The following is a 21,821-nucleotide window of genomic DNA, read 5'->3' as shown; positions in this document are numbered from 1 at the left end:
TGGCGGGTGCTTCAACAGAGCATTGAATGGGGATTTAGTATCGAGCAAAGGGGAGCAAAGCGATTTTCGTTCTCGCACCTTTACACTGCGGTGTCGCGCCCGTCTGTTCGCCGTTATCTGAATTTAACGCCTGACTTGTCGGACGTCCTTCCCAAAGACCCGGTGCCAGCAGATAACCGTGTGAAGCTTACCAATTTAATGGGTTGGCTCTATGGCCAGGGGGCGGAAATTCCGGCCGTACTACAGAGCCAAAATCCGGATTTGAACAGAATATCGGAAGTGCTCACGAGCGAGCAGGCAACATCAACTTTAGAGCGCTCTCGAAACCTAGATTTGGCGTATGAGGAGGTAATTCCCAAAAGTAAGCGGTTCGTCGACGCACTTTACGATGCGATCCGAAGTGCTGAAAAGGCTGCCGGTCTTCATGCCTCGTATAACGGCGAGGCAATTCATTTTGAAGCGGCTCAAAATCTCTTTCTTACGGTCCGCGGAATGCGTGACAATATGCGCAGAAAACTGGAAGGCGATGACGAGTGACTGGACTGTTGCCTCCTACTAAGGCGCAAAATCGTAGCCACTGGACTGATTGGTTTGAGATTTCAGCATTGCTTTCAACCGAGGGCACCGTCCATTCCCATGAGCTGAGGAAATTGCAACGGCTCTTGAGTGACGAAGACGACCACGGAGTTCTGACGGACCCCATTACTGGCGAGGCGCTTGAAGCGGAAATTCTCGATGAGAAGTCGGACAAGCTTGTAGATAAAGTTCACGACGAAATTCTCCTTCGAACAAAATTGTGCGGCGATGCTTATCCGTTCGAGCTGCGTTATGCGGAAGCGGGCGCAGCTTTTTCGGGCCAGTTTACACTTATATCCAAGGCAGGTGAACTCAGCGCGAATAATCCATTTGTATTCTATATATTAGCCTTGTTGGAAACGGGACTAAGAGATCAGATCATAGCGGTCAAGGACGTAAATACTAGCAATCACCGGCTTGGCCTCTTATTTCAAATCGCGAGTTGCTTGGCTGTAGGCGGCTATCTTAAGGGGCACTCTGTTTGGTTCGGCTTTCCCCGCCCGGATAAGACGGCTTTTCTCCCCGCTTTGAGCTCCGCAATGTCCCGGTTCGGAAGTCATAAGGTGGTCGAGGCAATCCCTCCAGGCTTTCCCCAGGCGCTGAAAGACGGCGGGATTGATATCATCGCGTGGCTTGATTTTTATGACGGACGCGGAGCCCGCAGCGTGCTTTTTGCTCAGGTAGCTTCTGGGTACGATTGGGAGGGAAAAACACTTCAAGGCTTCCTGCCCAAGTTCATGAATTGGTTTATTCCACCAGCGCCGGCGCCGGTGAAGCCTGCACTGCTCATACCATTCCCCTTTCACCACGATATTGCGGACGATGACGAAGCTCCTTGGGCAGAGCGAGCCAACGGTTGGCTCCTGTACCAGTCTAGTGATTTTGGTGTGATATTTGATCGATTTCGGGTCGCAAGGTGCGCTGCGTCCGCAATGGCTATGAGCGACGAAGATCGTGCTCGAATAGATGGCGCTGATCAGGTCGGTGCGATCGCCGACTGGTTGTCGGAACTCGTAAACGAAATCAAAGAGAAGAAAGCAGCGTGAGGCATCCCTTACACTCGATGTGTCCATACTTCGCGATGTTCCCAGAGGAATACGTCGCGCGTCAGCTGCTTGCCTTCACTAGGCCTGGCGACCTCGTGCTGGACCCATTCTGTGGACGGGGGACAACAATTCTCGAGAGCGCGCTTCATTCCCGACGTGCCATTGGTACGGACGTCAACCTAGTAGCTGCCTGCGTATCAGGAGCGAAGGCCGAGGTCCCTTCGCTGGCGGAGGTGCTGCAAAGGCTCGACTATTTAGAGGTAAATTGTGTTGCGGATGGCTTGTTGGTGCCTGAGGGGGAGTTCTTCCAATACTGCTTCCATACTAACACGCTTGAAGAATTGCTATTTCTGCGCGCCGAGCTCAGATGGCGAGAGGATCCGGTAGATCGGTTTATCGCGGCCGTCGCGCTAGGTGCGCTTCACGGTGAGGCTCACCGATCCCCGAATTACCTTAGCAATCGCATGCCCAGAACGATCAGTACGAAACCGGAGTATTCCGTCCGCTGGTGGAAGGAGCGAAATTTGCTTCCGGAGCGGAGAACCGTTTTTCCAATTCTTCGTACCCTAAGCCGTTCCAGGTTATCCGTACCTGCGCCCTCTGGCTTGGCGAAGGTAGCACTTCAGGATGCTCGAAATTGTGGGGAGGTGTTTGCCGAGCATCAGGGCGAGGTCAGGCTCATGGTTACCTCTCCGCCCTATTTGGACACGACGGATTATTCAGAAGACCAATGGTTGCGTATTTGGTTTCTAGGAGGCCCAGAGCGACCCACTAGGAAGATGAGTTTGGATGACCGCCATACAAACAAGGAGAATTATTGGGACTTTCTAGCTGAAGTCTGGAAAGGAACTGCTAACCTGCTTGGCGAAGAGGCTACGATCGCTATACGGATCGGGGGAAAGGGTCTTGACGTTGAGGAAATCTCCTCGGACCTGAGCCAGTCTCTTGCGAAGGGATTGTCACGAGACTTTCGCCTCCTGGACGCTCCAAAGACAACTGAAATCAAGAATGGGCAACTAAATTCATTTCGACCAGGGGCGCTGGGCAAGAGCCATGAACATGACTTTGTGTTCAGGCTACACTGACTGAAATACGATCGCAGGAGCGGCGGCGCTGCTCGGCGAGGAAGTGGAACTTCCGCCGGCAGGCCGCAAAGTGGCTATTGGACTGGTAGCGGGAGAGGGACTTGAACCCCCGACCCCAGGATTATGATGGCTTAGGTCAAATTTTAACCTGTTGAAATCATTGAAACTTTACTTGGAATTTGTCCTGTGCTCATATGTGCTCACTTTTCGAGTGGTTCGTGAGCAGGTCATATGAGCGTTCGCCAGAAGAAATTTCGCCGCCCTGATGGTTCCGAATTTAAGGGCTGGCAAGTCACCTATCGAGACGAAACCGGCAAGACGCGCACCAAGAGCTTCAAGCTGAAAACCGAAGCGCAAAAGTTCGATCGCGGAAAGGGTGATGCCGTTCGCGTCCGCAAAGAAGCGGTGCTGCATTCGTTGCCTCTGGACATCGCGGCGGCGCGGTTAGAGGCTGCGAAGGTGATTCAGAACGTCGCTGGGTCGCTGTCACATGCGGAGGCGTTGGGGCCGAAAGACAAGCCCATCAGCGCCTACATTTCGCAATTTCTGACCACCTGTGAGAAGGGACGCGACGGCCGAAAGCCGCTCAAAAAATCCGCCGTCGAGAGCTACCGGGTCCGGCTTGAACCGTTCAAGAAAAAGTTCGGCGATAGGCGCGCCAGCACCATAAGCAAAACCGACATGCGGGAATATCGTGACGAGCTTCTGGCGGCACGCTCGACCCGCAACAGCGCTAAGAACGTGTTCAATGCAGCAAGCATTTTCTTCGGCTGGCTGGCTGATGAAGCCGAAGTCATTATGCGGAATCCGTGCAAGGGAATCCGTATCGACATTTCCGAAAGTGACGATGTGTCGGCCGTTGATGAGGATGACATTTATAGCGACTCGGACGTAGCGGCGATTTTGAAGGCGCTGGCTGATTACGCTGAAAAGGTCGGGAGATCGAAAACCGCCAGCGACGAAGAGAAGAACGCGGCTTGGCGGGACCGCGCCATTGTCTACATCCTGACGTATTGCGGCCTGCGCATCGGTGAGGCACAGGCGCTTCGCAAATCTGACCTCAACCTAAAAGATCGCTTGCTCACGGTCTCGACAACCGTTGACAGGTGGCGGCAGGTCACGGTGGCTAAGACCAAGGCTGGCCGGCGTCACGTCGCTATCCCGACCGTAGTTGCAGCCGCGCTCAAAGACTGGACGGCGATTTCTGATAAGACCGAGCACGAGTTTCTGTTCGCCACGGCATCGGGGAAATCGCTCAACTACCGTAATTTCCTGAGAAGCTGGAAACGCGCGGTCAAGTTGGCAAAGGTCGCTTACCGGAACCTCCATAGCCTTCGGCATTTCTACGTCTCGAAATTGATCGATGCCGGATACGATGAAGCGAGACTCACGGCGATGATTGGCCATGAAGACATCCTGTTCACGCGCCGAGTCTATGGCCACCTGCTCAACAAGCGTGAGCGACTGGCAAAGGACGTGGACGCCGTGGATGGCGTTTTCGCCGAGAAGCCGAAGGGCGGGGGTAAGGGCAAGCGCGTCGGTGCGGTGACCACGCTGACGGTTGCCGATGTTCTGGACAAGGCGATGCCCGGCCGGGAAGTTGTCGGCGAAGCGGGTTGAGTGCAGGTTTCGGTCCGACGTGATAATGTCTAGAGTTCCGAATCAGCGGGTTGAGAGGCCTGTCAATGGACCAGAAACGCATTCTCTCGTACTTCGGCCGCCACCTAGTGGCGCTATGTGTCGCGACACGCTATCGGGATGAGCCTGCCCGCTTTAATGCATACTCAGGCACGTTGATGCGCGTGGATGGCACGGTCCTTTGGCTAACCGCTGGGCACATTATTCGAGAGCTTGAGGAAGCCTTAGACTCGCCGGATGTGACATTCGACGAGACGGTGTTAGCCGATGCGTTCGGGGAGGCTTTCCTTTCCGAGAAGCCAGTGCCGATCGACCTGCGATCAAGCTGGCGCATGTTTCGCGACGACGATTCCCTTGGTCTGGATTTCGGAGCCATCGTCATCCATCCTCATCATGAGCGGCTGCTTCTGGCCAATAACGTGAGGGTGCTCGAAGAAGCGAATTGGAATCGTCAACATACTGTGAACTTCATGGGCTACGTAATGCTTGGCCTGCCCGAAGAGTTCACCTCCGCCAAGCTGCCGGAGAACGGTCTAGCTACCCTTTCGCCAACCATGTTTCCAGTCCAGCGCCTAGCCGAAGTTCCCGCAGGGCACGGGAAGGAATATCCGCGACTAACGGCTCGCATTCACGAACGCATACCGCTCAAGAGCGCCAAGGGGATGAGCGGCGGCCCGAAATTTGGCTTTGCGGAGACAGCCGAAGGGTTAGCCCATTGGGTCGTTGCGCTTCAAAGTTCTTGGCTGGAAAAAAGCCGAACTGTTTTTGCCTGCCCGTTGCCAGTGTTTGCTCCAATGCTGACTGAGTGGGTCCGATCGCTGCCTGCAAAAGCTGCTTAGTAATTTTCTCCCGCCCTGGATCAAGGCGCGCCCGGCGAAGCCGGCCACACACCTAGTTGCTTGTTCTTCACGAGGACAGGTGTGTTGAACCAGTGAACTTAGGCAGCAACCTAAGCAGCATCATTCCTTCAAAGCATAAGTCAGTTCGGGCTTCCTGCTTTTGTAGGATTGCGTATGCGCCTCCGCAATCCCAACAAGACGTGAGGGGCTGGGCTCGATCAAGCGCGCGCTGATATTGAAATGAGGGTATGTGCCGAAGATTTCTGGATGCATGTTCGCCGCGACTTCAACGTCATTTTGGGAAACGTAGCGGCCTGCCCATTGCTCAATAAGATGTTTCAGTGGCCGCGTCTTGGGCGTCGGGCCTTGGATTTTCTTTTGAGCATCTAGCCACTCGTAGGCGATCCTGATGCAATCGTCGTGCTCGTGAAAACGGTCTTTTGTACCGTAGGGCGTGTTCAACTTGGCCTTTGCGATGGCTTCCGAAGTGAGCATGGGGTTCCCCGCTATTTGGATGGACGTTAGATTTAAGAACGCCAGCCTCAGGCGGCAAGTCGCTTTGGAAAACCTCACACAGGAGGATGTGGCGACCGAAGTTTTGGCCAACGCTTCTTGGCGGCTTTCCAGAACTCTTGGGGTACGCCGTCGCTGCCCCATTGGGCGATCGTCACCCAATACAGGAAGTTGGCTAGAACGCCGGCCCGGTTCGTCAGGACCGCACGGTCATAATCCTGCTTGGTGATCGGAGCCGGCTGCTTGGTCGCGGCGACGTAGGCAATGACCATATGAGTCGATGCAGCCGCATGCGCCATGTAGTCAATCCATTCGTCGGTGCGCGTCATTGGCACCGCATCATCAGTCGCCGACCAGTGCCCGGCGCGCGGCTGCTTTTCGGTACTCCCGGAGCGCCAGTCTCAGCACCTCGCCCACGCCAGAAAGATGCAGATCACGCGCGACGGTTTCGGCATAGGCGAGGTCGTCTATTGGAAGCCTCACACTAAAAGGGTCAGCCAGCCGTTCTTTGCGTTTGATTGCCATGCTTCTATTCACTCAAAAGCCGCTGCAACGCTGCGATGTCACGCTCTATCTTGGCCCAGCTTGTTTCCAGTTGCGCGTAATCAGACCGGTATTCTGCACCGTGCCGCGCGATCTGGTGGCGTAGATTCTCGGCCTGCAATTCCAGCGCCTCCAGTAGGTCTTTCGCGGCGCTCATCTTGCGGGTTCGCCCGGCAACGGAAGCGATGCCCGTTCCGCCTTCAACTCACGCGCGACCTTCAACAGTCGGTGCCTTTCGCGAACGTCCAATGTGGCCAGGAGTCTGGTGTTCAGGGTATCCAGTTGAAGGTCAATTTCCTCGCGCCGTGTAGTCACCATGGCTTCGCCTCTTTCGAAAATTGTGACCCCGCCCGACGCGGGGTTCGCCGGGCGGGGTTTATCGCCGACCCGGAAGGTTTGTGGCGACTATCAGCGAAGTGACGGGCCGTGGGCGGTGGGAGGCACAGCGCTGAATCTGTGCCCCACGAAAACCGCGCGGGGTGTCGCGGACGTGGGGCGTGTCGCGCCTCCGAAGAGGTGTGCGACTTCTCGGCCGGTGAAGCTCGGCCGAAAACTTGGTCAATCCACCAAGTAAGGGGCGGTCTGTAGCCGCGCCGCGTCAATGTCCCAACGGCTTTCGCGCAAGTGAGGCGCGATGCCGGCCATCGCCTCGCGATGGTGTTGCGCGAGAACCTGGGCGTGCTCGTGTAGCTGAGACCTCCGAAGCGGGGTGAGTCCTTCGAGCTTCTTCGGGTCAAGACGCGGCGGACCAGCGGGCTTGGATGCTGGCGTGGTGTTGCCATCGTCGGTTACTGCCTTGGTGGCTCCCATCTTCAGGTAAATCTCTTTCGAAAAATCATCGAGGTCATCGAACGACTGTCCGCAAAGAAACTGCCTCTGCGCTTTAGTCTCAACCGGCTTGTCCGACTCCGGCTTCGGTTCATCGAGGACGGACGCAAGTTCACACCATTCAAGCCTGCGAAGGGGGGCTAGTTCATCTACCGAGCCGACACCGTTCGCGGCGAGGAAGTCCTTTTGACTCTGGGTCTGGGTCATGTCGTCATGCCTGGGTTTTCGCGTCGATGGTGCTCTGCCGGCGCTGCTCGCGGCGTTCATTGGAAACGGTCGAGTGAGCGAGGTCAAAATTGACCCATTCCGCTTTGTACAATCGGACCTGCTCTTCTCCGTCCTGCCACGATGCGCAGTCCAGAATTTTGCCGTCTTTGCGGACGGCGTAAGGGTTGGTGCTCTTGATCATACAAGGTCCTTTTCGATGAGGGATTCGATCGTGCGGTGCCGCTCGGTCTGGTTGATGTAACAAGCCAGCGCCTGCCGAATGATCGTTGACGGGGTCGTCATCTGCGCATGGGCAATGGCTCTAATCTGATCACGCATCGCCGCAGAGCAGCGAAAGTAGATTCGATCGTCGTGCGGCGGCGGTAGCGGTTTACGCATGCCGAGTTCCTGAATTGTCGGTTTGGAGGTTCGCCAGTGCGCGCACCGCGCGGCTTCTGACGTTGGACACAGTTTGAGGCATATTTTCCTATTCGTCAAGTTTTTCTGGACAACGGCTCACTTTTGTCGAGCAAAAACTGACGTGGATGAGTGCAGACAGGTAAATGTCTGACAAAGAGTTTTGTGTTTAGCCCTTTGCACAGTGTGCGGTTGGCAACGGGCCGGGGGTAATACTGCCCCGTGGTTCCATGGGCGGAGTCTCACAGCCGAAATAATTGCGATGCTGGACTTGGTTCGACCTCGCTCTGCACTCGACCTTGAGCCGGCGCAGCGTCACCGCGCCACGCCTTTGGTCAAAGAAAAGCCCGGCACGAGGCCGGGCTTGCGAGCGATAGGGCTAAGGCCTGCCACGCCGGGATCATCTACAACGCAAGCACAACCTTGAGAACGAACAGCCAGAAGGCAAGCGAGGCGAGAGCGAGAATGAAGCGCATGGCTACGCGGCCTCGCTTACACGCTTCGCCAGCTTGGCCAGCGTGGACCGGGAGGCACCGGTTGCCGCTACGATGCTGGACCAGCTTTGACCGCTGGCGAGAAGCTTCATGATCGCGCAATTGCGCTCTGTATCCTCCGGGCGGCCCTTGTAGCGCCCGTCTGCCTTGGCCGTGGCTATGCCCTGCGCTTGCCTCCTACGACGATCCACATAATCCTTGCGAGCGGCGGCAGCGAGAACGTCAAGGATCATGGCGTTCATGGCTTCGAACAGGCGCGATGTGAAGTCGTCGGGATTTGCCTGCGCCATCATCCATGACGTAGGCAGATCAAGCGCGACGATCTTCACCTTGCGCGCTGCGATCTCCGCTTTGAGCTTCGACCAGTCATCGGCGTTGAGACGAGTCAGACGATCGACCTGTTCAAGCAAGAGCACGTCGCCAGGCTGACAGTCGGACAAGAGGCGGAACAGTTCCGGCCGGGTCAGCTTCGCACCGGACTCGTTCTCGACGTAGGACGCCGCAATGGTCAACCCGCGCTCGGCCGCGAAGGCGACAAGATCGGACTTGGCGCGGCTGGCGTCCTGCTCGGAAGTGGATGCCCTCAGATAGGCTCGGATGTACATTTGGTGCTCTCAGTTCGGTTTAAGTAGTTCTCTTGTAGCCGGTTCGCTTGAAGTGGTCCAGTAAATTCGGAAAGGCGGGAAAGATGCAGGATTCATGGTTAATATAGTCGGTTCATCTGGTGCTGCCAAAGTAGACCCAAAAAGAACCGGTTGAGAGCAGACCTGTTGCGGCCCAGAACCTTTAACCGTCTCCGGGTAGAGTGCTGCGCCCGAGTTGAAAAAGGCCAAACCACGATGGTTCAAGCGGAAAGACTATTCACCAAAAAGCAAATGGGCGATGCGGCCGAGATGATCGTCGCTGCCGAACTTACATTAGCCGGTGTGCCAGCGCTCAAGGTTCCCGACAATTGGCCCCACTATGACGTGATCGCGCAGCCCTTCGCCGGCAGTCCTGAACGCGTGTCTGTGAAGGCCAGGACCTTCAAGAAAGGCGCGGCATACGTCCAGTACCTGGCAACTGACGAGTTCGATTGGCTGGCGATCGTCATACTCGCTGCCGATGGAAGCAATGTACGCAGCGTGTACATCATTCCCCGCGCAGAGGCTGACGCGCAGTCGCAGCGTAACGCTCCGCACACGAGGACGGCCAATATCCGCTATATCCCAATCGACCAGATCGAGCGCCGCTTCAGCCAATATCGGGACAATTTCAAACTGCGCCCGCAGGGGATGAGTGCAGAAGGCGCTGTAGAGTTACAGTGATACAGGGCAGACTTCTTCCCTGAATGAATCGTCTTTGAGATACCGCGATGGTATCCAAAAGTGCCCGGGAACATACAAGATAAACTGTTATTTTTGGCGCGGATTTTAACGGCGAGACTGGCGGGGATATTTCATCTCTCCCGACAGGGCGTCGAGGCTTTCCTGCAAATGCGCATTCAGCAGCATCTGTTCCTTGAGTGCCTTCATGGTGTTGCCGCCATGCTGGCGAACAAAGCGATCTGCTGCGGCCTGTAGGGCTGCCTCTTGGCGAGAATCGAGCGTGACAATGTGGTCCATTTCATTGACTCCTAATTGCCCATATCGGCAGTGAACAAAATAGGAACAAAATTGTCAAGGTCGAATTGACTCGGCAAGGAATACGTTCCTATCCGTATCTCATGCCGGAACCAAGTAGCAGAAACAGGCGCGTCGTCCAGACGCTTAGCCGCGCCCATGAAATAGGGCAGCTAATCCGCGTCCGGTGCATCAATTGCAACGTCACACGGCACTACCTGCCGGGCGATCTGGCGAAGCTCATGGGCGACATTCCGTTTTGGGACGTTGAGCGCCACATGCGATGCGAGCGGTGCAAGCGGCGGGAGTTCGATGTGGACATCCTGCTCCCCAGCGCTGGCCAAGGCGTGAAGATACGCGTAAGGCGGCTTGTGAGCGTCCGTTTGGTTCGGCGTGTGATCTGGCGGGATGACTTTTAGCAATGGCACAGGTTCATCAACGCCTGCTAATATGCCGTTCGGGCGCAGACGAGGGAGAAAACCATGATTGCTGTCATCTCTGAGGTTTGGCCGTATCCGGACCGCTACCGTGACTACAACGAACTGGCCGCAGCGCTGCTCCCACATCTGGAAGCAATCGACGGATTCATTTCATCAGAACGTTTTGAAAGTTGCACGGAGCCAGGAAAGTATCTGTCGCTCTCGTTATGGCGCGATGAGACTGCACTTTCACGGTGGCGCAATCTTGAGGAACATCGCCGTGTGATGGCACAAGGCCGCAGCGGCATCCTTCGCGACGTTCACATCCGCGCAACCAACATTCTGTGGGATTACACACTCCACGACCGAGCACAGGCACCGGCGGACAGCAGAGCCTTGTTCGGATAATCGGGTCAACAGCCGGACCCGCAGCATCTACGAGCAGCAATGGCAAGGCCCCAACACTCGCCTAGAACAGCGACCCTTGAGCTGGGGCCCCCTGCGGAAACTTGATCTGTGTGGCTGGCTTCTCGACGATCACAAGGGCATCGTCGGCGGCCGGCCGCTGCATGTGCCGGGCTTCCGACCAGGGCGCCGTCAGCCACGTTTCCACTTCCTCCGGCGTGGTCAGGATCACTGGCATTGCCTTCTCATGGATTGGCGCGACGACGGCGTTCGGTTTGGTTGTCAGAAACGCGTAAAGCTCGAAATCGCTTGGACCGTCCTTGACCTTGCGAATGCCCTGCCAGCGCGTCCACATGCCGGCGAAAAAGAACAGCGGCCGGTCCTCGCTGCGCGCAAACCAATAGTTCCTTTGAATGCCCGTCTCGGGGTCTTTGTCGTTCGGCGTCGGCGACGGCTCAGCGAAACTGGTCACCGGCACGACGCATCGGTTTTTCACGCCAACGTATTGCTGCCAGTGGGCATATTGCGGGTTGCGAATGTTGGTCGTGCCGTAGTCCGCCTTGCCCTTCACGCGCTCGGCCGGCGTCGGCATGCCCCATAGCAGCCGGGCAAGTTCGCGCTGGCCATCGGGGGCGTTGCGGACCACTGGACCGGGTTGGTTGGGGTAGATGTCAATCGATGGTTCGAGGTTGCCGGCGATGTCGCGAAGTGTTCGGCTGAGTTGCCGAATGGACTCTTGGGATGTGGTGATATTGTACAAATTACACATGCGGGCAGAATGCACCGCGCGGGTTCGGTTGGCCAGTTCGATCGATCTGCACTCAACCGGTTCCTGACAGGTCTGCACTCAACCGACTGATCTCTGGGCTGGCGATGTCTCGGCCGCGTCGATCGGTCGGCGCAGCGTATGGGGAGGCAAGGCTAAACAGGTTGAGACCGAGTCGAGTGCAGACCATTTCTGGAACATTTCTGGAAAGGCCGTGTTTCTTTCCAGAAATTTTTTATCAATAATTCCAGTTAGTTATGAACCATTTCTGGAATTTCTGGAATTTCTGGAAAGGATAGAAAGAGAGACCCCACGCGAACACTCAACCCTTTGGAGACTGCGCCGTGGGACGCAGCACCGCGCCACGTCGCACGCGCCGTTGCGCCTCTTACCGTGCCAGCTTTCCAGAAATTCCAGAAATACCAGAAATGAATGCTAAGCTGTTGTTTTTGTTGATGTCAATTTTCGCGCTTTGAGCGGCTCGCTTCCAGAAATCCGCAAGCCGATTTCCAGAAATGGGATCATCTAATTCTTTCGAAGCGGCCGAGTGCCGATCGGCAATACAGACGCAACGCCGATCTTGACAGCATGCAGGACGCGACGGACGCTGCTTATCCGAGCTTTGGGGGCGATCTATGGACGGTGACGCAGATTATTACAGGGAGTTGCGATCAAAGACAAAAGAGCAGCTTCTTGTCGAAATTGAACGTTTGCGGAAGCTGATTCACGACCGCACGGAACAGCACCATCTCGAAAAGCAACGGATCGAGGCTGCCCGTGCTCCGAACAAAGAACACATTGCGAAGCGAGGGGCTATCCGCTTAGCTGTGGCTTTCGCCGCGCTGATTATCCTAGGGATAGGCTACGGCTTTTTTCCGGCCCTAGTGAATCTAATGGCGTTCGCCTTCGTGGTTCATCTGTTCATTCGGATCAATATGGAAGGCTAGGAAGCCTCTGCACTCGACCCATACTCATCAGCTTCGCTTTCACTGTCAGCGAGGTAGAAGCTCGACACGATCCGATAGTTCTTGACCCGCTCAGCCGTACCGTCCCGCATCGGCAGGGTGTCGTGGAAAAGCTGCTTCTTTCCCTGCATGCGGAGAAAGCCTGCATCCCGAAGATATTGAGCGACTTCGGTTTCCGAACAGATATTGCCAGCCATGCCGCGAATGGCGTCCGCCAGGACAATCAGTTCCTCACCGCCCCGCGAGCGGTAGAAGTATCCCGCCACATTCTTGTGGCCGCTCTCAATGTCGTTGGTTTCGACTTCATCGCCACCACGGCGCGGAATAGACGACTTCTCCCAGACGTACAGGTCTCCACCGTGGCGGCGGCGCGCAATCGCCGTGCGGAGCGACGACAAGACGCGATCGGCGACAGGTCGCGAAGCATCGGTCACGCGGTTCTCGCGTGCCCACCGCACGACGCGCCCGACGCTGAAACCGGCCGGGATGATGCCCAGCTTCTTGCCGATAATGCCGCCCAGCCAAACCCATGCAAGGGTTTCCATAGCGCGCGATTCAAGCCCCTTGGCGTCCCTACCGACAAGCGCGGTGGTCAACCGATCGATCTGGCGCAAGATCGCCTTGGGATCGATGCTCAACAGCACCTTGACCACCAACGACAGGACATGGCCGTTATGATCCTTGATGCCATGAAGCTGCGTCGTCAGCGGCGTGGCCTCGCCCTTGGGATAATCCCTCACGCCAGCCACGTTGATGTCGAGTACGCGGGCGTCGAACCCCGGTGACACGTCCACGTCAGCGTCCTTGAGCTTCTGAGCCCACGGCTTCTCATTGGCCATCATGGCGAGACCGCCGAAGCGGCGAACCTCACGGGCGTTGCGGGTCTGGGTCGCGGCGATCTTGCCCGCGCCTGCTTCCATCATGAAGACCAATTCATTGGCGTGTTCGGCCTTAATGTGCTGGCCTTCGTCCAGTGCGATGGCGTGTCCAGAGAGGTCCGGCAGCATGGCCTCGATACCGTTCGAGGTTGCGCGCAGATTGAGATAGCAACCCGACGAAAGCGCCGGCCCGGACACGCTGGCGAGCAACTTGCAAGCCAAGCTCTTGCCGCGAGACGTGGGACCATGCAGAGACAGCATGCGGAAGCCTTCGGGATGACACCGGCCGAAGATCGGGCCGGCGATGCCCATCATGATCGCGAGGGCCAGATGTTCGCGTCCTGCGGCTTTGTCTTCCCAGACGGGCGATACGGCCTGTTTCCAGCCCTGCAACGTGCCGGGCGGAGCAAAGTCCTTCCGAGTCGTCTCCAGCATGCGCATGGTCAGCGCGGCCGATCCTGCCTGCTTGACCGTTTCGCCCCCGATGGTCAGGTACTCGTCGCCGTGCCAGCCACGACGGTTCACCCAGCGGCCATTGAGCGAAGGCCGGAGATTGCGCAGCAACTCAAGCGTTGTTTCGCCGTTGCCCGCAATGCGGAAATTCATTGCGGCAAGCTGGCTGATAACGGTGGCTCGATTCCAGAGGTCGGCGCGCTGCACCTTGCAAGTCTTGACCTGCCCCATGGAATGAAAGCGAAGGAAGAGCGTGGCGTTGTCGCCGTGAGCGTCTTCAAGGTGCTCGGCAACTTCGAAGGGCTGGCATACACGATCGCCACCGACGTGAATCCAGTCCGGGTCCGCTGCGTCAAACTTGAACCCAGTTCCCCGAAGATTGACACAGACAACATCGCCCGGCGCTTCTCCGCTCTGCCTTTCGGTATCGCCGTCAGGGTCATCAAAGTAGGCATCGTCCCATAGAGCATCGGCTGGAAACCATTCGAGTTCGATCGCCTTCGCCAGCATGTCCAGACGGTCTCTGCCGTGGCACCCGTTGTGCCTGCAACAGAAGGCGAATGTCGCCGCATCCTGCCCGGCGGACTGCACAAACGTACCCTTGTCCTCTGGATCACCGGGATTGCTGTGATCATCGTCATAGGGACAGTCGGCTGTCAGTTTGTCGGTCGTCTGAGTCTCGCGAACGCGGTCAGGGCAGTGGTCGCGAAAAAGACTGGCGATATCAAAACCCACCGCACGTTCATGCGCCCAATGTTTCAGGTTCACGTCGCCGACATGCGCCTTGCCGGACGATCCGCCCAAGGCGCTACCAGCGCCGTCAAACGGATCGTTGGAAAAGCGTTCGCGAGGATTCGCGGTCGGAACATCTTCGATCCGCAGCAACCGGCCGCACGTGAGCATGATGCGCCAGTTGTCAGCACCCTTCGGATGGCGCGGCAGGTAGAAAAGGCGCGATGGATCACGTGCAACACGGTCGATCTCGATGCCGAGGGACCGGCCCATGCCAAGCACCTTCGACTCCCAGAGATTGATAACGTCCTTGTGCGCGCCGTTCTGCTGCGCATAGATGAATGGCTTTTCGAGCGGGAACAGGATTCGAAATTTGTCGATCGCTCTCGTTTTTACGATGAGCTTCATCCCGTCCTCATGACGTTTCTCGACGAACTCAGCCGAGTCGCACACATCGGAAACGTAGTTCGATTCTTCCCGCATGTAGCGGCGGACCAGTTCATCGGTCGGCTCGGTCGGCAGTTCCGCCTTGATCGCCCATCTGTGAAATTTATCGTACGCGACCTCTACGTGGGTCGTGCTGTGGGAGTTTGTCGTATAAAAAATCGCAGTCAGACCAGCGCGGCGGACCGTGTGGAAGGTCTCTTCCATGGACGCGCCGGAGTCCACGTCCAGACCCATCATGTAATTGGCTAGGACGTTATTTTTTGTCCGGCGCTTCGAGGACTGCCCCAGCGAACCGGTGACGATGCTATTTCCGTCTTTCTTGCCGACCACATGTTTCGAGAAGATGCCTTTGAACACATCGATGAACCGGGCTTCCTTCTGAGTGGTCCACTCACGTGCTTCGCGGTTCTTGGCAGTGCTCAGAACGATCGGAAGATCGGCGATCTCGTCGGTCAACGTGCCCCAGATTTCTGCGTCGTTGATGTGCTCGGTCGGTTCGTCGGCTTCGTCTTCGACAGCCAAGCGCAAAAGCGCATCGGCCGCAGCCGAGAAATTGTCGTTGGCGGGCGGAATGGACTCGACAGCAGGGGCAGTATTCTGGCGCATGTGATCTCCGAAAACGCGGACGCAATTCGACCTTCATGCAAACCAAAGGGTCGCGTGTTGGACTGTTCGGCCAAAATCGGAGATTTGCTTGCCGCCCGATTTCACCGTCGATGGATTTGTGACGCTCATGCGTCTGGCACTATGTGCCTGCTTGTCCGTGTGGTCGGAGGCAGCGCTTTTTGGAAGCATCCGCCTCCGACGGTACGGGAGACAAGCAATATTCTCTGTAAGTCTAAATTCGCCTTTGGTACAGAAAAATCACAAAACGGCTCACACCGAGCATAATATTGCATCCCGCAATATTACGACCTACTGCCGAAAAGCTTCGGCATGACAAGTGGAGTCGGTCGGGGCGATCTCGGTGGACGCGACTTAGGTTTCGGACGCCGCTTCACCCTGCGCTCACCCGCAAGGTGCGATCCGGGGCGATCCACAGTTCCCCCGAGATTTCAGGATCGCGGGTCGGCAGCGTCGAGTAATCAACCGCGCCTCCTGCTGCCAAGTCGTCCAATGCGGCGTCAACCTCTTCCAACATATCGGCAAGCCAGTGCCGGATTTCTTCAAGGCGATGAGGCATCGGCCGGTTGTGGAGCGAATAGATCATAAGGTCAGTCCTTCATTCTGGCAGCAGCAGCGAGCGCGTCACAGATAGCCATGAAGGCGGTCGCTCGGGCTCGCATACCAACGCCGGGCAAAAATCTCTGAATCAGTAGATTGACCTCCCCATCGAGATTCTTTTCCGACGCCGCAATCCGCCACGGATCGGAACGCCGGAACGTTCGCTGTTGCTGTTGCCAGCCAGTGAGCTTCATGCTGTCCTCCCGAACACGCACGCTCCAAGAAGCGAATCGGCGGCACCGCTCACCACGGCAGCCAGCGCGACCTCAATTGAGGCCGCTGCATCACGTAGGATGACGCGCCCCTCAACAGGCGAGGCAGTATGTTTGTGGGTCATTCGGTATGTCGTCCCGATGGCAACTTCGAACCCTGCGGCGGTCTTCGCCAGTCCCGCAAAGTCGAGAGCGATTGCAGCATCTACGTCCAGTTCGGCAAGTTTGCTTTCGATCCGGCGCGCGGCGCGGTCCAGTCGGTACTTTTCGGCCAGAGCGGCGCGCGCCACGCCCGACAGTTCGAAGTCGATATGCATAAGGTTCCACGCCTATAAAGGCGCTCCTAGTTTTCAGATTGTTTGGAAAAGATCATGCCCCGCGCGATTAAAGCGAATTGTGTATGACAAAGTCGCACACGTCAAGAAATTCTTGACAAGCGGCTCACGCCAGAGGCCTCCGCGTACGATTTAGTAAAGTAAAACTATCATTTCGGCCGATGGATATTGACGTGATACCTGCATCAGGCAAGCCTGTATCGGTCGAAACATGGAGAACTTGTAATGTTTGAATTGTGGGAGCAGGAATCTGTATCCGTTCTGTTTTTTGCTGACGAGTTGCGAGACTTGGGAACTCGCCGGATCGAATGCGAGAGCGATGGTGGAGAAATCATTCGCGCCTTGGAGACCTTGGCCGCCGAGATTCTGGTGACTTGCGCGAAACTCAATGAACATCGGGGCGTTGTCCGCCGTGGCAGTGAGCCGTCTAAGGTTGCCTAACCTAAATTGACTTGGCCGGGGATCGCCGCTCCGACCGCAGACCGGACGAAATCTGCACTCAACCGACTAGGGCGAAGACATTCGTTGCGAACCGTCGCGGTAGACGCGAGATCGCCCGCCAAGGCATGCTATCATTTTGGGCCTTAGCTGACTCGATATTAGATAAACCGGCGCGGGGGATGAACGATCACCAGGAGGCAAGGAAGTCCTATGGTTCCGATCGTGCGCAGCTTGTTTATGGGCTGAGGCCGGACGGCACCTTGGCGCATATCAGCGAGGTTCAGCGCGGCATTGCGTGTGGCTGCAATTGCCCTGCCTGTGGCGGCCGATTGGTGGCTCGCAAGGGTGATGAAAACGTGCCGCATTTCGGGCACGACGATGGCGAAGCGTGCGGCGGCGGTCCTGAAACCGTTCTGCATCTTCTTGCCAAGGAGGTGTTCCGAACCAATCCGCTGCTACTTCTGCCGGAACGTCTTGGGCTCGATAAGGGCAACGTCGTGATGAAGCCTGGTCAGCGGATCACGACCCATTTCCTTCGAACCGAATTCACCGACCCGAAGAAGATCATCCCGGACCTCTATGTTCGGGCGCTTGGCTATGACCTCTTTGTTGAAGTCGCGGTCACCCATGCGAGCGACGAAACCAAGATTCAGCGCCTTCGGGAACACGGCGTCATGGCTGTCGAAATCGACCTGTCAAAGTTGCCCCGAGACTCGACGCGCGAGCAGATCGCGGATGCGGTGCTTCGATCCGCACCACGGTGTTGGCTCTATCATCCCGATATCGACAGAGCTTTGGCGAAGAGCCGCGCCGACGAAGAGAAATGGCAGGCTGCGCAGGAAAGGCGGTTCGCCGACTATCAGGCCAGGCATGAGAACCGGGTTAGCGAACTTGCCCGCGCCTATGTCGACGCATTGAGACAACTGGCCGGAACGAAGATTGTCGTTCCGCGTGATGCTGAACTTCAAGCGGTGGGACTGGCCCCACATGTCGGCATCAAGATGGCAGGGTATGCCTGCTTCACTGTCCCGCCCGCAGTTTGGCAGGCGGTCATTTTGACAGAGGTCTTCCACGACAACTGCCTTGGTGACGAGATTCCAAAGGCGGTGCCGATCACCAAGCATCTGGAAAAGCGTAATCTTATACGGCCACTTTTCCGGCGCGTGTCGCGCGAGGTGGCGGACGATACGGCTCTTGCCGAACCGCGCTTCGCCCCAGCGTGGAAAGCGATAGACAGTTACTTGCAGCATTTGCTCGGCAAGGACGTGTTGGCTCACCAAGGCTATGGCGTGATGCTGGAGAAGCATCTAGCCGACAAGTGGACCGCTCGCACGCTAGCCCTGAAACAGAGAACCGCTGCCATGCATGCGGCCGTGCAGAAAGTCGATTGGATTTTGGCCGAGCTTCCAGACAAGGAACGCGGGAACATGACTGGCGAGTCGTGGCTTGATTCCGTGCACACCGAGTCCGGCATGACACACCGGACTGCGATCCGGTCCGACGTCGAAGCGCCGAAGATCACTGCCGAGGTTGATGCCGTTTTCGCCATGCTCAGAGGAAATGGCCGACTTCCATATGCGACCGCTGGACTGCCTGTTGAGGGCGCAATCGAGCGCCGCAAGGCTCAGATAGCAAAACAAGCCCAAGACCTACGTGAGAAACAGATTCAGGAAGCGAATCGACTTCGACAATCACGCCGGGATCGGTTTTGCATAGACGCTGAAACGGAGCTGAACGGTTCTGACCTTGGCGCATTTCTTAACACGAAACTCGACGATCTAAACGGAATGACGCCGTTGGAAGCGGCGGAGGATAGTGAGTCCGGGTTGACCAAGGCCCGCTACCAACTTTCCGCGTTGGTAAGGCGTCACCGTGAGCAAGCGGAGGCCGATGCCGAGCGCAAGCGATATCAGGAGAAAATCACGGCCGACGCCAAGCAGTCTTTGTTAGCGAAGCATGTCGATACTTTCCTGAACGGCCCGGATGACGACTTAGGCCGGACAACGCCCTTCTTGTATGTCCGGGATGACGCCACCTATCGGAAGGCACTAGGCAAGCTCGCTGAATGGCACAGGGAGTTCGGCGGGCCGTTTTGACCATACACCACCGCAAAAAATCATGGCCGGGAGCAGTCACGGCCGTTTTTCTGCGCCTGTGATTATAGTGACCGGCGCTAGGATTGAGCCGTCCTTCTGTGCTCACTTTTGTGCTCACTTCGCGGTCGTAAACTCCCGTAAAGCAGCGTAAATCAGCGTCATCGGCGTGACCTATGTCACGCCGCTCTTTAGATCGTATTGCATTGATTTCATTGAAGAATTTAGTGGTAGCGGGAGAGGGACTTGAACCCCCGACCCCAGGATTATGATTCCCGTGCTCTAACCAACTGAGCTACCCCGCCAGGGTGGCAAATGGCCCGAAAAACCGTCCTGGACGGACGGGTTGTTTCAAGGCGTTCGCCAAGGTCGCGCGGATATAAGGTTGGGAGGGTGGGCCTGTCAAGCTTCGAAGCGGCCGACATGTTGGCATAATCCGGCCGTCATGATCTCATCCCAGAAAAGCTTTGCCGGACAGACACTCAGGGCCTGCCCCGGGGTTGAGTTCGGCGGGGCACGTCGTTATGTCTCGGCCAAGAAATTCTAGAGTTGAGCGAATGAAGCCGCGCATCGCCGTCCTCGGTTGCGGATACTGGGGCAGCAACCATATCCGCACCCTCAAGGCGCTTGGCGCGCTGCATGCCGTTTCCGACGCCAACCGCGCCCGCGCCGAAGGTTTCGCCAGCGAGCAGGACTGCCTGGCAATCGAGCCGGACCGACTGTTCGAGCGCGCCGATATCGACGCCATTGTCATGGCGCTGCCGCCGCAATTCCATGCCGACACCGCGGTGCGCGCCGTCGAAAGCGGCAAGGACGTGCTGGTGGAGAAGCCGATCGCGCTGACGGTCGCCGACGCCGAGCGCGCGGTGAAAGCGGCAAAGGACAATGGCCGCATCTTCATGGTCGGCCATGTGTTGCGCTTTCATCCCGCATTCGAGACGCTCAAGGCGCTGATCGACAATGGCGAGCTCGGCGAGGTGCGCTACATCCATTCGCACCGGCTCGGCCTTGGCAAGTTTCATACCGAGAACGACGCTCTCTGGGACCTGGCGCCGCACGATTTGTCGATGATCCTGGCCATCACCGGCACCGAGCCGATCGAAGTGAGAGGCGAGGGGGCAGCACTCCTCGACAATCTCAGCGACTTCGCGCATCTGCATATGCGCTTCCCGAACGGATTGCGCAGCCATCTCTTCGCCTCGCGACTCAATCCCTATCGCGAGCGGCGGCTGACGGTCGTCGGCACCAAGGCGATGGCGGTCTTCGACGACGTCGAGCCCTGGGAGCGCAAGCTTGCCGTCTACCGCCACGCAGTATGGCAGGACAGCGGCCAGTGGGCCTTCACCGCCAACGAGCCTGCCTATGTGGCCGTCGGCGAGGGCATGCCGCTGACGCGCGAGCTTGCCCATTTCATGCAATGCATCGAGACGCGCGCCGAACCGCGCACCGACGGCGAGGAAGCGATAAGGGTGCTGCGCATCCTGACCGCCGGCACAGTGATCCACACCGGCTCGTCTGCATAAAGCAATCAGATCGAGAATTTACTCAGCGGGAATCTGCGCCGGCCTGGCCGCCAGCCGGGACAGCATGGCCTCGGCCTCGGCGCCGCGCTCGGAGCGCTCAATGAAGCCGCCGCCGAAGACGCGCGCCTCATTGCCGTCGTCGGAATAGAGCACGCAGGCCTGCCCCGGCGCGATGCCCGACTCGCCGTCGGCCAGCTCGACAGAGGTCACGCCGTCGCGGTGATGCAGCACGGCCGGACGCGGCGGCCTGGTCGAGCGGACTTTCGCGAAGAGCTCGATCCCGCCGGCCGGAACATCGGACAACAGTCCGTCGCCCAGCCAGTTCATGTTGCGCAGATAGATCTTGTGCGTCTCCAGCGCTTCGCGCGGGCCGACGATGACGCGCGCGCGGTCGGCGTCAAGATGGACAACATAGAGCGGCTCGCCAGAGGCGATGCCGATGCCGCGGCGCTGGCCGATCGTGTAGCGCAGGATGCCTTCATGGCGGCCGAGCACGCGGCCGTCGATATGGACGATGTCGCCAGGATTGGCGGCGGCCGGCTTCAGCCTGGCGATGATGTCGGAATACTTGCCCTGCGGCACGAAGCAAATGTCCTGGCTGTCCTGCTTGGCGGCGACAGTCAGGCCCATTTCCTCGGCAATGGCGCGGACCTGCGGCTTCGACAGGCCGCCGAGCGGAAAGCGCAGATAATCGATCTGCGCCTGCGTGGTGGCAAACAGGAAATAGCTCTGGTCGCGATCGGCGTCGACCGGCCGGTAAAGCGCACGATGCGCTCCATTGGAGCGCGAACGAATGTAATGGCCGGTGGCCAAGGCGTCGGCGCCGAGATCCTGAGCGGTCGCCAAAAGATCGGCAAACTTCACAGTCTGGTTGCAGGACACGCAAGGGATGGGGGTCTCGCCGGCGACATAGCTTTCGGCAAAGGGATCGATGACCGCTTTGCGGAAACGTTCCTCGTAGTCGAGCACGTAATGCGGGATGCCGAGCGTCTCCGAGACGCGACGCGCGTCATCAATATCCTGTCCGGCACAGCAGGAGCCGGCACGATGGGTGGCCGCGCCGTGGTCGTAAAGCTGCAGCGTCACACCGACGACATCATAGCCTTCGCGCTTGAGGATGCCGGCAACCACCGAGGAATCG

26 protein-coding genes and 1 tRNA gene are annotated in these 21,821 nt (G+C 57.6%); 11 read left to right on the top strand and 16 right to left on the bottom strand.

Features of this window, described 5'->3' with window-relative positions:
- Positions 1-6: 6 nt before the first annotated feature.
- The 5 genes from FJ423_RS12150 (at position 7) to FJ423_RS12130 (ending at position 5,184) form a co-directional block, all read left to right on the top strand.
- Entirely contained in the window at positions 7-537 is a 531-nt protein-coding gene (locus FJ423_RS12150; RefSeq protein WP_140841986.1) for a hypothetical protein, read from the top strand.
- Positions 534-1,622, top strand: a complete 1,089-nt coding sequence (locus FJ423_RS12145; protein ID WP_140841984.1) for a hypothetical protein — start codon at positions 534-536, stop codon at positions 1,620-1,622. The genes FJ423_RS12150 and FJ423_RS12145 overlap by 4 nt, the downstream gene beginning before the upstream one ends.
- Entirely contained in the window at positions 1,619-2,707 is a 1,089-nt protein-coding gene (locus FJ423_RS12140; RefSeq protein ID WP_140841982.1) for a DNA methyltransferase, read from the top strand. Before FJ423_RS12145 ends, FJ423_RS12140 begins: the two co-directional genes overlap by 4 nt.
- A 231-nt stretch (positions 2,708-2,938) precedes the next feature.
- Positions 2,939-4,327, top strand: coding sequence for a tyrosine-type recombinase/integrase (locus tag FJ423_RS12135; RefSeq protein ID WP_140841980.1), 1,389 nt, complete (start codon positions 2,939-2,941; stop codon positions 4,325-4,327).
- 65 nt (positions 4,328-4,392) lie between these two features.
- Positions 4,393-5,184, top strand: a complete 792-nt coding sequence (locus tag FJ423_RS12130; protein ID WP_140841978.1) for a hypothetical protein — start codon at positions 4,393-4,395, stop codon at positions 5,182-5,184.
- Between the two features lie 120 nt (positions 5,185-5,304).
- On the opposite strand, the gene FJ423_RS12125 is transcribed toward FJ423_RS12130, so the two are convergent.
- The 8 genes from FJ423_RS12125 to FJ423_RS12095 form a co-directional block, all read right to left on the bottom strand.
- On the bottom strand, positions 5,305-5,679 hold the full coding sequence (locus FJ423_RS12125; RefSeq protein WP_140841976.1) for a hypothetical protein: 375 nt from the start codon (positions 5,677-5,679) through the stop codon (positions 5,305-5,307).
- Positions 5,680-5,753: 74 nt separating this feature from the next.
- Positions 5,754-6,026, bottom strand: coding sequence for a hypothetical protein (locus FJ423_RS12120; RefSeq protein ID WP_140841974.1), 273 nt, complete (start codon positions 6,024-6,026; stop codon positions 5,754-5,756).
- 13 nt (positions 6,027-6,039) lie between these two features.
- The gene (locus FJ423_RS12115; RefSeq protein ID WP_140841972.1) at positions 6,040-6,222 is read right to left on the bottom strand and encodes a hypothetical protein; all 183 of its coding nucleotides are present in this window, start codon (positions 6,220-6,222) and stop codon (positions 6,040-6,042) included.
- 4 nt (positions 6,223-6,226) lie between these two features.
- Positions 6,227-6,397, bottom strand: coding sequence for a hypothetical protein (locus FJ423_RS33520; RefSeq protein WP_181174783.1), 171 nt, complete (start codon positions 6,395-6,397; stop codon positions 6,227-6,229).
- Between the two features lie 401 nt (positions 6,398-6,798).
- The gene (locus tag FJ423_RS12110) at positions 6,799-7,275 is read right to left on the bottom strand and encodes a hypothetical protein (protein ID WP_140841970.1); all 477 of its coding nucleotides are present in this window, start codon (positions 7,273-7,275) and stop codon (positions 6,799-6,801) included.
- 4 nt (positions 7,276-7,279) lie between these two features.
- Entirely contained in the window at positions 7,280-7,477 is a 198-nt protein-coding gene (locus tag FJ423_RS12105) for a hypothetical protein (RefSeq protein WP_140841968.1), read from the bottom strand.
- Positions 7,474-7,674, bottom strand: coding sequence for a hypothetical protein (locus FJ423_RS12100; RefSeq protein WP_140841966.1), 201 nt, complete (start codon positions 7,672-7,674; stop codon positions 7,474-7,476). The genes FJ423_RS12105 and FJ423_RS12100 overlap by 4 nt, the downstream gene beginning before the upstream one ends.
- Positions 7,675-8,170: 496 nt before the next feature.
- Positions 8,171-8,791 (bottom strand): recombinase family protein, encoded by a 621-nt coding sequence (locus FJ423_RS12095; protein ID WP_140841964.1) that lies wholly within the window; start codon positions 8,789-8,791, stop codon positions 8,171-8,173.
- 234 nt (positions 8,792-9,025) lie between these two features.
- On the opposite strand from FJ423_RS12095, the gene FJ423_RS12090 reads away from it, so the two are divergent.
- A complete protein-coding gene (locus FJ423_RS12090) occupies positions 9,026-9,493 on the top strand; it encodes a hypothetical protein (RefSeq protein ID WP_140841962.1) in 468 nt (155 codons plus the stop codon).
- Positions 9,494-9,598: 105 nt separating this feature from the next.
- On the opposite strand, the gene FJ423_RS12085 is transcribed toward FJ423_RS12090, so the two are convergent.
- The gene (locus FJ423_RS12085; protein WP_140841960.1) at positions 9,599-9,790 is read right to left on the bottom strand and encodes a hypothetical protein; all 192 of its coding nucleotides are present in this window, start codon (positions 9,788-9,790) and stop codon (positions 9,599-9,601) included.
- Positions 9,791-10,269: 479 nt separating this feature from the next.
- On the opposite strand from FJ423_RS12085, the gene FJ423_RS12075 reads away from it, so the two are divergent.
- Entirely contained in the window at positions 10,270-10,614 is a 345-nt protein-coding gene (locus tag FJ423_RS12075) for an antibiotic biosynthesis monooxygenase family protein (protein ID WP_140841956.1), read from the top strand.
- Between the two features lie 61 nt (positions 10,615-10,675).
- Here FJ423_RS12075 and FJ423_RS12070 read toward each other — a convergent pair whose 3' ends face one another.
- Positions 10,676-11,380, bottom strand: coding sequence for an SOS response-associated peptidase (locus FJ423_RS12070; protein ID WP_140842268.1), 705 nt, complete (start codon positions 11,378-11,380; stop codon positions 10,676-10,678).
- Positions 11,381-12,012: 632 nt separating this feature from the next.
- Between FJ423_RS12070 and FJ423_RS12065 the strand changes: the two genes are divergently transcribed.
- Entirely contained in the window at positions 12,013-12,324 is a 312-nt protein-coding gene (locus FJ423_RS12065; protein ID WP_140841954.1) for a hypothetical protein, read from the top strand.
- Here the strand turns inward: FJ423_RS12065 and FJ423_RS12060 are convergent.
- From FJ423_RS12060 to FJ423_RS12045, 4 genes are all read right to left on the bottom strand, one after another.
- Positions 12,321-15,458: a DUF927 domain-containing protein gene (locus FJ423_RS12060; protein WP_140841952.1), complete on the bottom strand. Its 3,138-nt coding sequence runs from the start codon at positions 15,456-15,458 to the stop codon at positions 12,321-12,323. The genes FJ423_RS12065 and FJ423_RS12060 overlap by 4 nt on opposite strands.
- 391 nt (positions 15,459-15,849) lie before the next feature.
- The gene (locus FJ423_RS12055) at positions 15,850-16,062 is read right to left on the bottom strand and encodes a hypothetical protein (RefSeq protein WP_140841950.1); all 213 of its coding nucleotides are present in this window, start codon (positions 16,060-16,062) and stop codon (positions 15,850-15,852) included.
- A gap of 4 nt (positions 16,063-16,066) precedes the next feature.
- Positions 16,067-16,270, bottom strand: a complete 204-nt coding sequence (locus FJ423_RS12050) for a hypothetical protein (RefSeq protein ID WP_140841948.1) — start codon at positions 16,268-16,270, stop codon at positions 16,067-16,069.
- Complete coding sequence (locus FJ423_RS12045) at positions 16,267-16,605, bottom strand: hypothetical protein (protein WP_140841946.1); 339 nt, start codon at positions 16,603-16,605, stop codon at positions 16,267-16,269. Before FJ423_RS12045 ends, FJ423_RS12050 begins: the two co-directional genes overlap by 4 nt.
- A gap of 243 nt (positions 16,606-16,848) precedes the next feature.
- Between FJ423_RS12045 and FJ423_RS12040 the strand changes: the two genes are divergently transcribed.
- A complete protein-coding gene (locus tag FJ423_RS12040; protein ID WP_140841945.1) occupies positions 16,849-17,064 on the top strand; it encodes a hypothetical protein in 216 nt (71 codons plus the stop codon).
- Between the two features lie 179 nt (positions 17,065-17,243).
- Positions 17,244-19,160, top strand: a complete 1,917-nt coding sequence (locus tag FJ423_RS12035) for a competence protein CoiA family protein (RefSeq protein ID WP_181174782.1) — start codon at positions 17,244-17,246, stop codon at positions 19,158-19,160.
- 225 nt (positions 19,161-19,385) lie between these two features.
- On the opposite strand, the gene FJ423_RS12030 is transcribed toward FJ423_RS12035, so the two are convergent.
- Positions 19,386-19,462 (bottom strand) — tRNA-Met (locus FJ423_RS12030).
- A gap of 252 nt (positions 19,463-19,714) precedes the next feature.
- On the opposite strand from FJ423_RS12030, the gene FJ423_RS12025 reads away from it, so the two are divergent.
- Positions 19,715-20,680 carry a Gfo/Idh/MocA family oxidoreductase gene (locus tag FJ423_RS12025; protein WP_140841943.1) on the top strand — a complete coding sequence of 322 codons (966 nt, stop codon included), beginning with the start codon at positions 19,715-19,717 and terminating at the stop codon, positions 20,678-20,680.
- Between the two features lie 18 nt (positions 20,681-20,698).
- Here FJ423_RS12025 and mnmA read toward each other — a convergent pair.
- Positions 20,699-21,821 (bottom strand): tRNA 2-thiouridine(34) synthase MnmA (gene mnmA / locus FJ423_RS12020; RefSeq protein ID WP_140841942.1); only part of this gene is annotated, 1,123 nt, incomplete at its 5' end.

This window comes from Mesorhizobium sp. B2-8-9, assembly GCF_006439475.1.
GTDB lineage: Bacteria > Pseudomonadota > Alphaproteobacteria > Rhizobiales > Rhizobiaceae > Mesorhizobium.
The sequence above is the reverse complement of the archived record's forward strand: the minus strand, read 5'-3'. Positions and strand labels throughout refer to the sequence as shown.

Excerpts from the sequence above, each read along its gene's own strand:
- FJ423_RS12100 (WP_140841966.1), bottom strand. The coding sequence starts at position 7,674 with ATGCGTAAACCGCTACCGCCGCCGCACGACGATCGAATCTACTTTCGC.
- FJ423_RS12130 (WP_140841978.1), top strand. The coding sequence starts at position 4,393 with ATGGACCAGAAACGCATTCTCTCGTACTTCGGCCGCCACCTAGTGGCG.
- FJ423_RS12025 (WP_140841943.1), top strand. The coding sequence starts at position 19,715 with ATGAAGCCGCGCATCGCCGTCCTCGGTTGCGGATACTGGGGCAGCAAC.
- FJ423_RS12065 (WP_140841954.1), top strand. The coding sequence starts at position 12,013 with ATGGACGGTGACGCAGATTATTACAGGGAGTTGCGATCAAAGACAAAA.
- FJ423_RS12040 (WP_140841945.1), top strand. The coding sequence starts at position 16,849 with ATGTTTGAATTGTGGGAGCAGGAATCTGTATCCGTTCTGTTTTTTGCT.
- FJ423_RS12135 (WP_140841980.1), top strand. The coding sequence starts at position 2,939 with ATGAGCGTTCGCCAGAAGAAATTTCGCCGCCCTGATGGTTCCGAATTT.
- FJ423_RS12085 (WP_140841960.1), bottom strand. The coding sequence starts at position 9,790 with ATGGACCACATTGTCACGCTCGATTCTCGCCAAGAGGCAGCCCTACAG.
- FJ423_RS12095 (WP_140841964.1), bottom strand. The coding sequence starts at position 8,791 with ATGTACATCCGAGCCTATCTGAGGGCATCCACTTCCGAGCAGGACGCC.
- FJ423_RS12050 (WP_140841948.1), bottom strand. The coding sequence starts at position 16,270 with ATGAAGCTCACTGGCTGGCAACAGCAACAGCGAACGTTCCGGCGTTCC.
- FJ423_RS12060 (WP_140841952.1), bottom strand. The coding sequence starts at position 15,458 with ATGCGCCAGAATACTGCCCCTGCTGTCGAGTCCATTCCGCCCGCCAAC.
- FJ423_RS12035 (WP_181174782.1), top strand. The coding sequence starts at position 17,244 with ATGAACGATCACCAGGAGGCAAGGAAGTCCTATGGTTCCGATCGTGCG.
- FJ423_RS12115 (WP_140841972.1), bottom strand. The coding sequence starts at position 6,222 with ATGGCAATCAAACGCAAAGAACGGCTGGCTGACCCTTTTAGTGTGAGG.
- FJ423_RS12125 (WP_140841976.1), bottom strand. The coding sequence starts at position 5,679 with ATGCTCACTTCGGAAGCCATCGCAAAGGCCAAGTTGAACACGCCCTAC.
- FJ423_RS12110 (WP_140841970.1), bottom strand. The coding sequence starts at position 7,275 with ATGACCCAGACCCAGAGTCAAAAGGACTTCCTCGCCGCGAACGGTGTC.
- FJ423_RS33520 (WP_181174783.1), bottom strand. The coding sequence starts at position 6,397 with ATGAGCGCCGCGAAAGACCTACTGGAGGCGCTGGAATTGCAGGCCGAG.
- FJ423_RS12070 (WP_140842268.1), bottom strand. The coding sequence starts at position 11,380 with ATGTGTAATTTGTACAATATCACCACATCCCAAGAGTCCATTCGGCAA.
- FJ423_RS12075 (WP_140841956.1), top strand. The coding sequence starts at position 10,270 with ATGATTGCTGTCATCTCTGAGGTTTGGCCGTATCCGGACCGCTACCGT.
- FJ423_RS12045 (WP_140841946.1), bottom strand. The coding sequence starts at position 16,605 with ATGCATATCGACTTCGAACTGTCGGGCGTGGCGCGCGCCGCTCTGGCC.
- FJ423_RS12055 (WP_140841950.1), bottom strand. The coding sequence starts at position 16,062 with ATGATCTATTCGCTCCACAACCGGCCGATGCCTCATCGCCTTGAAGAA.
- FJ423_RS12105 (WP_140841968.1), bottom strand. The coding sequence starts at position 7,477 with ATGATCAAGAGCACCAACCCTTACGCCGTCCGCAAAGACGGCAAAATT.
- FJ423_RS12120 (WP_140841974.1), bottom strand. The coding sequence starts at position 6,026 with ATGACGCGCACCGACGAATGGATTGACTACATGGCGCATGCGGCTGCA.
- FJ423_RS12090 (WP_140841962.1), top strand. The coding sequence starts at position 9,026 with ATGGTTCAAGCGGAAAGACTATTCACCAAAAAGCAAATGGGCGATGCG.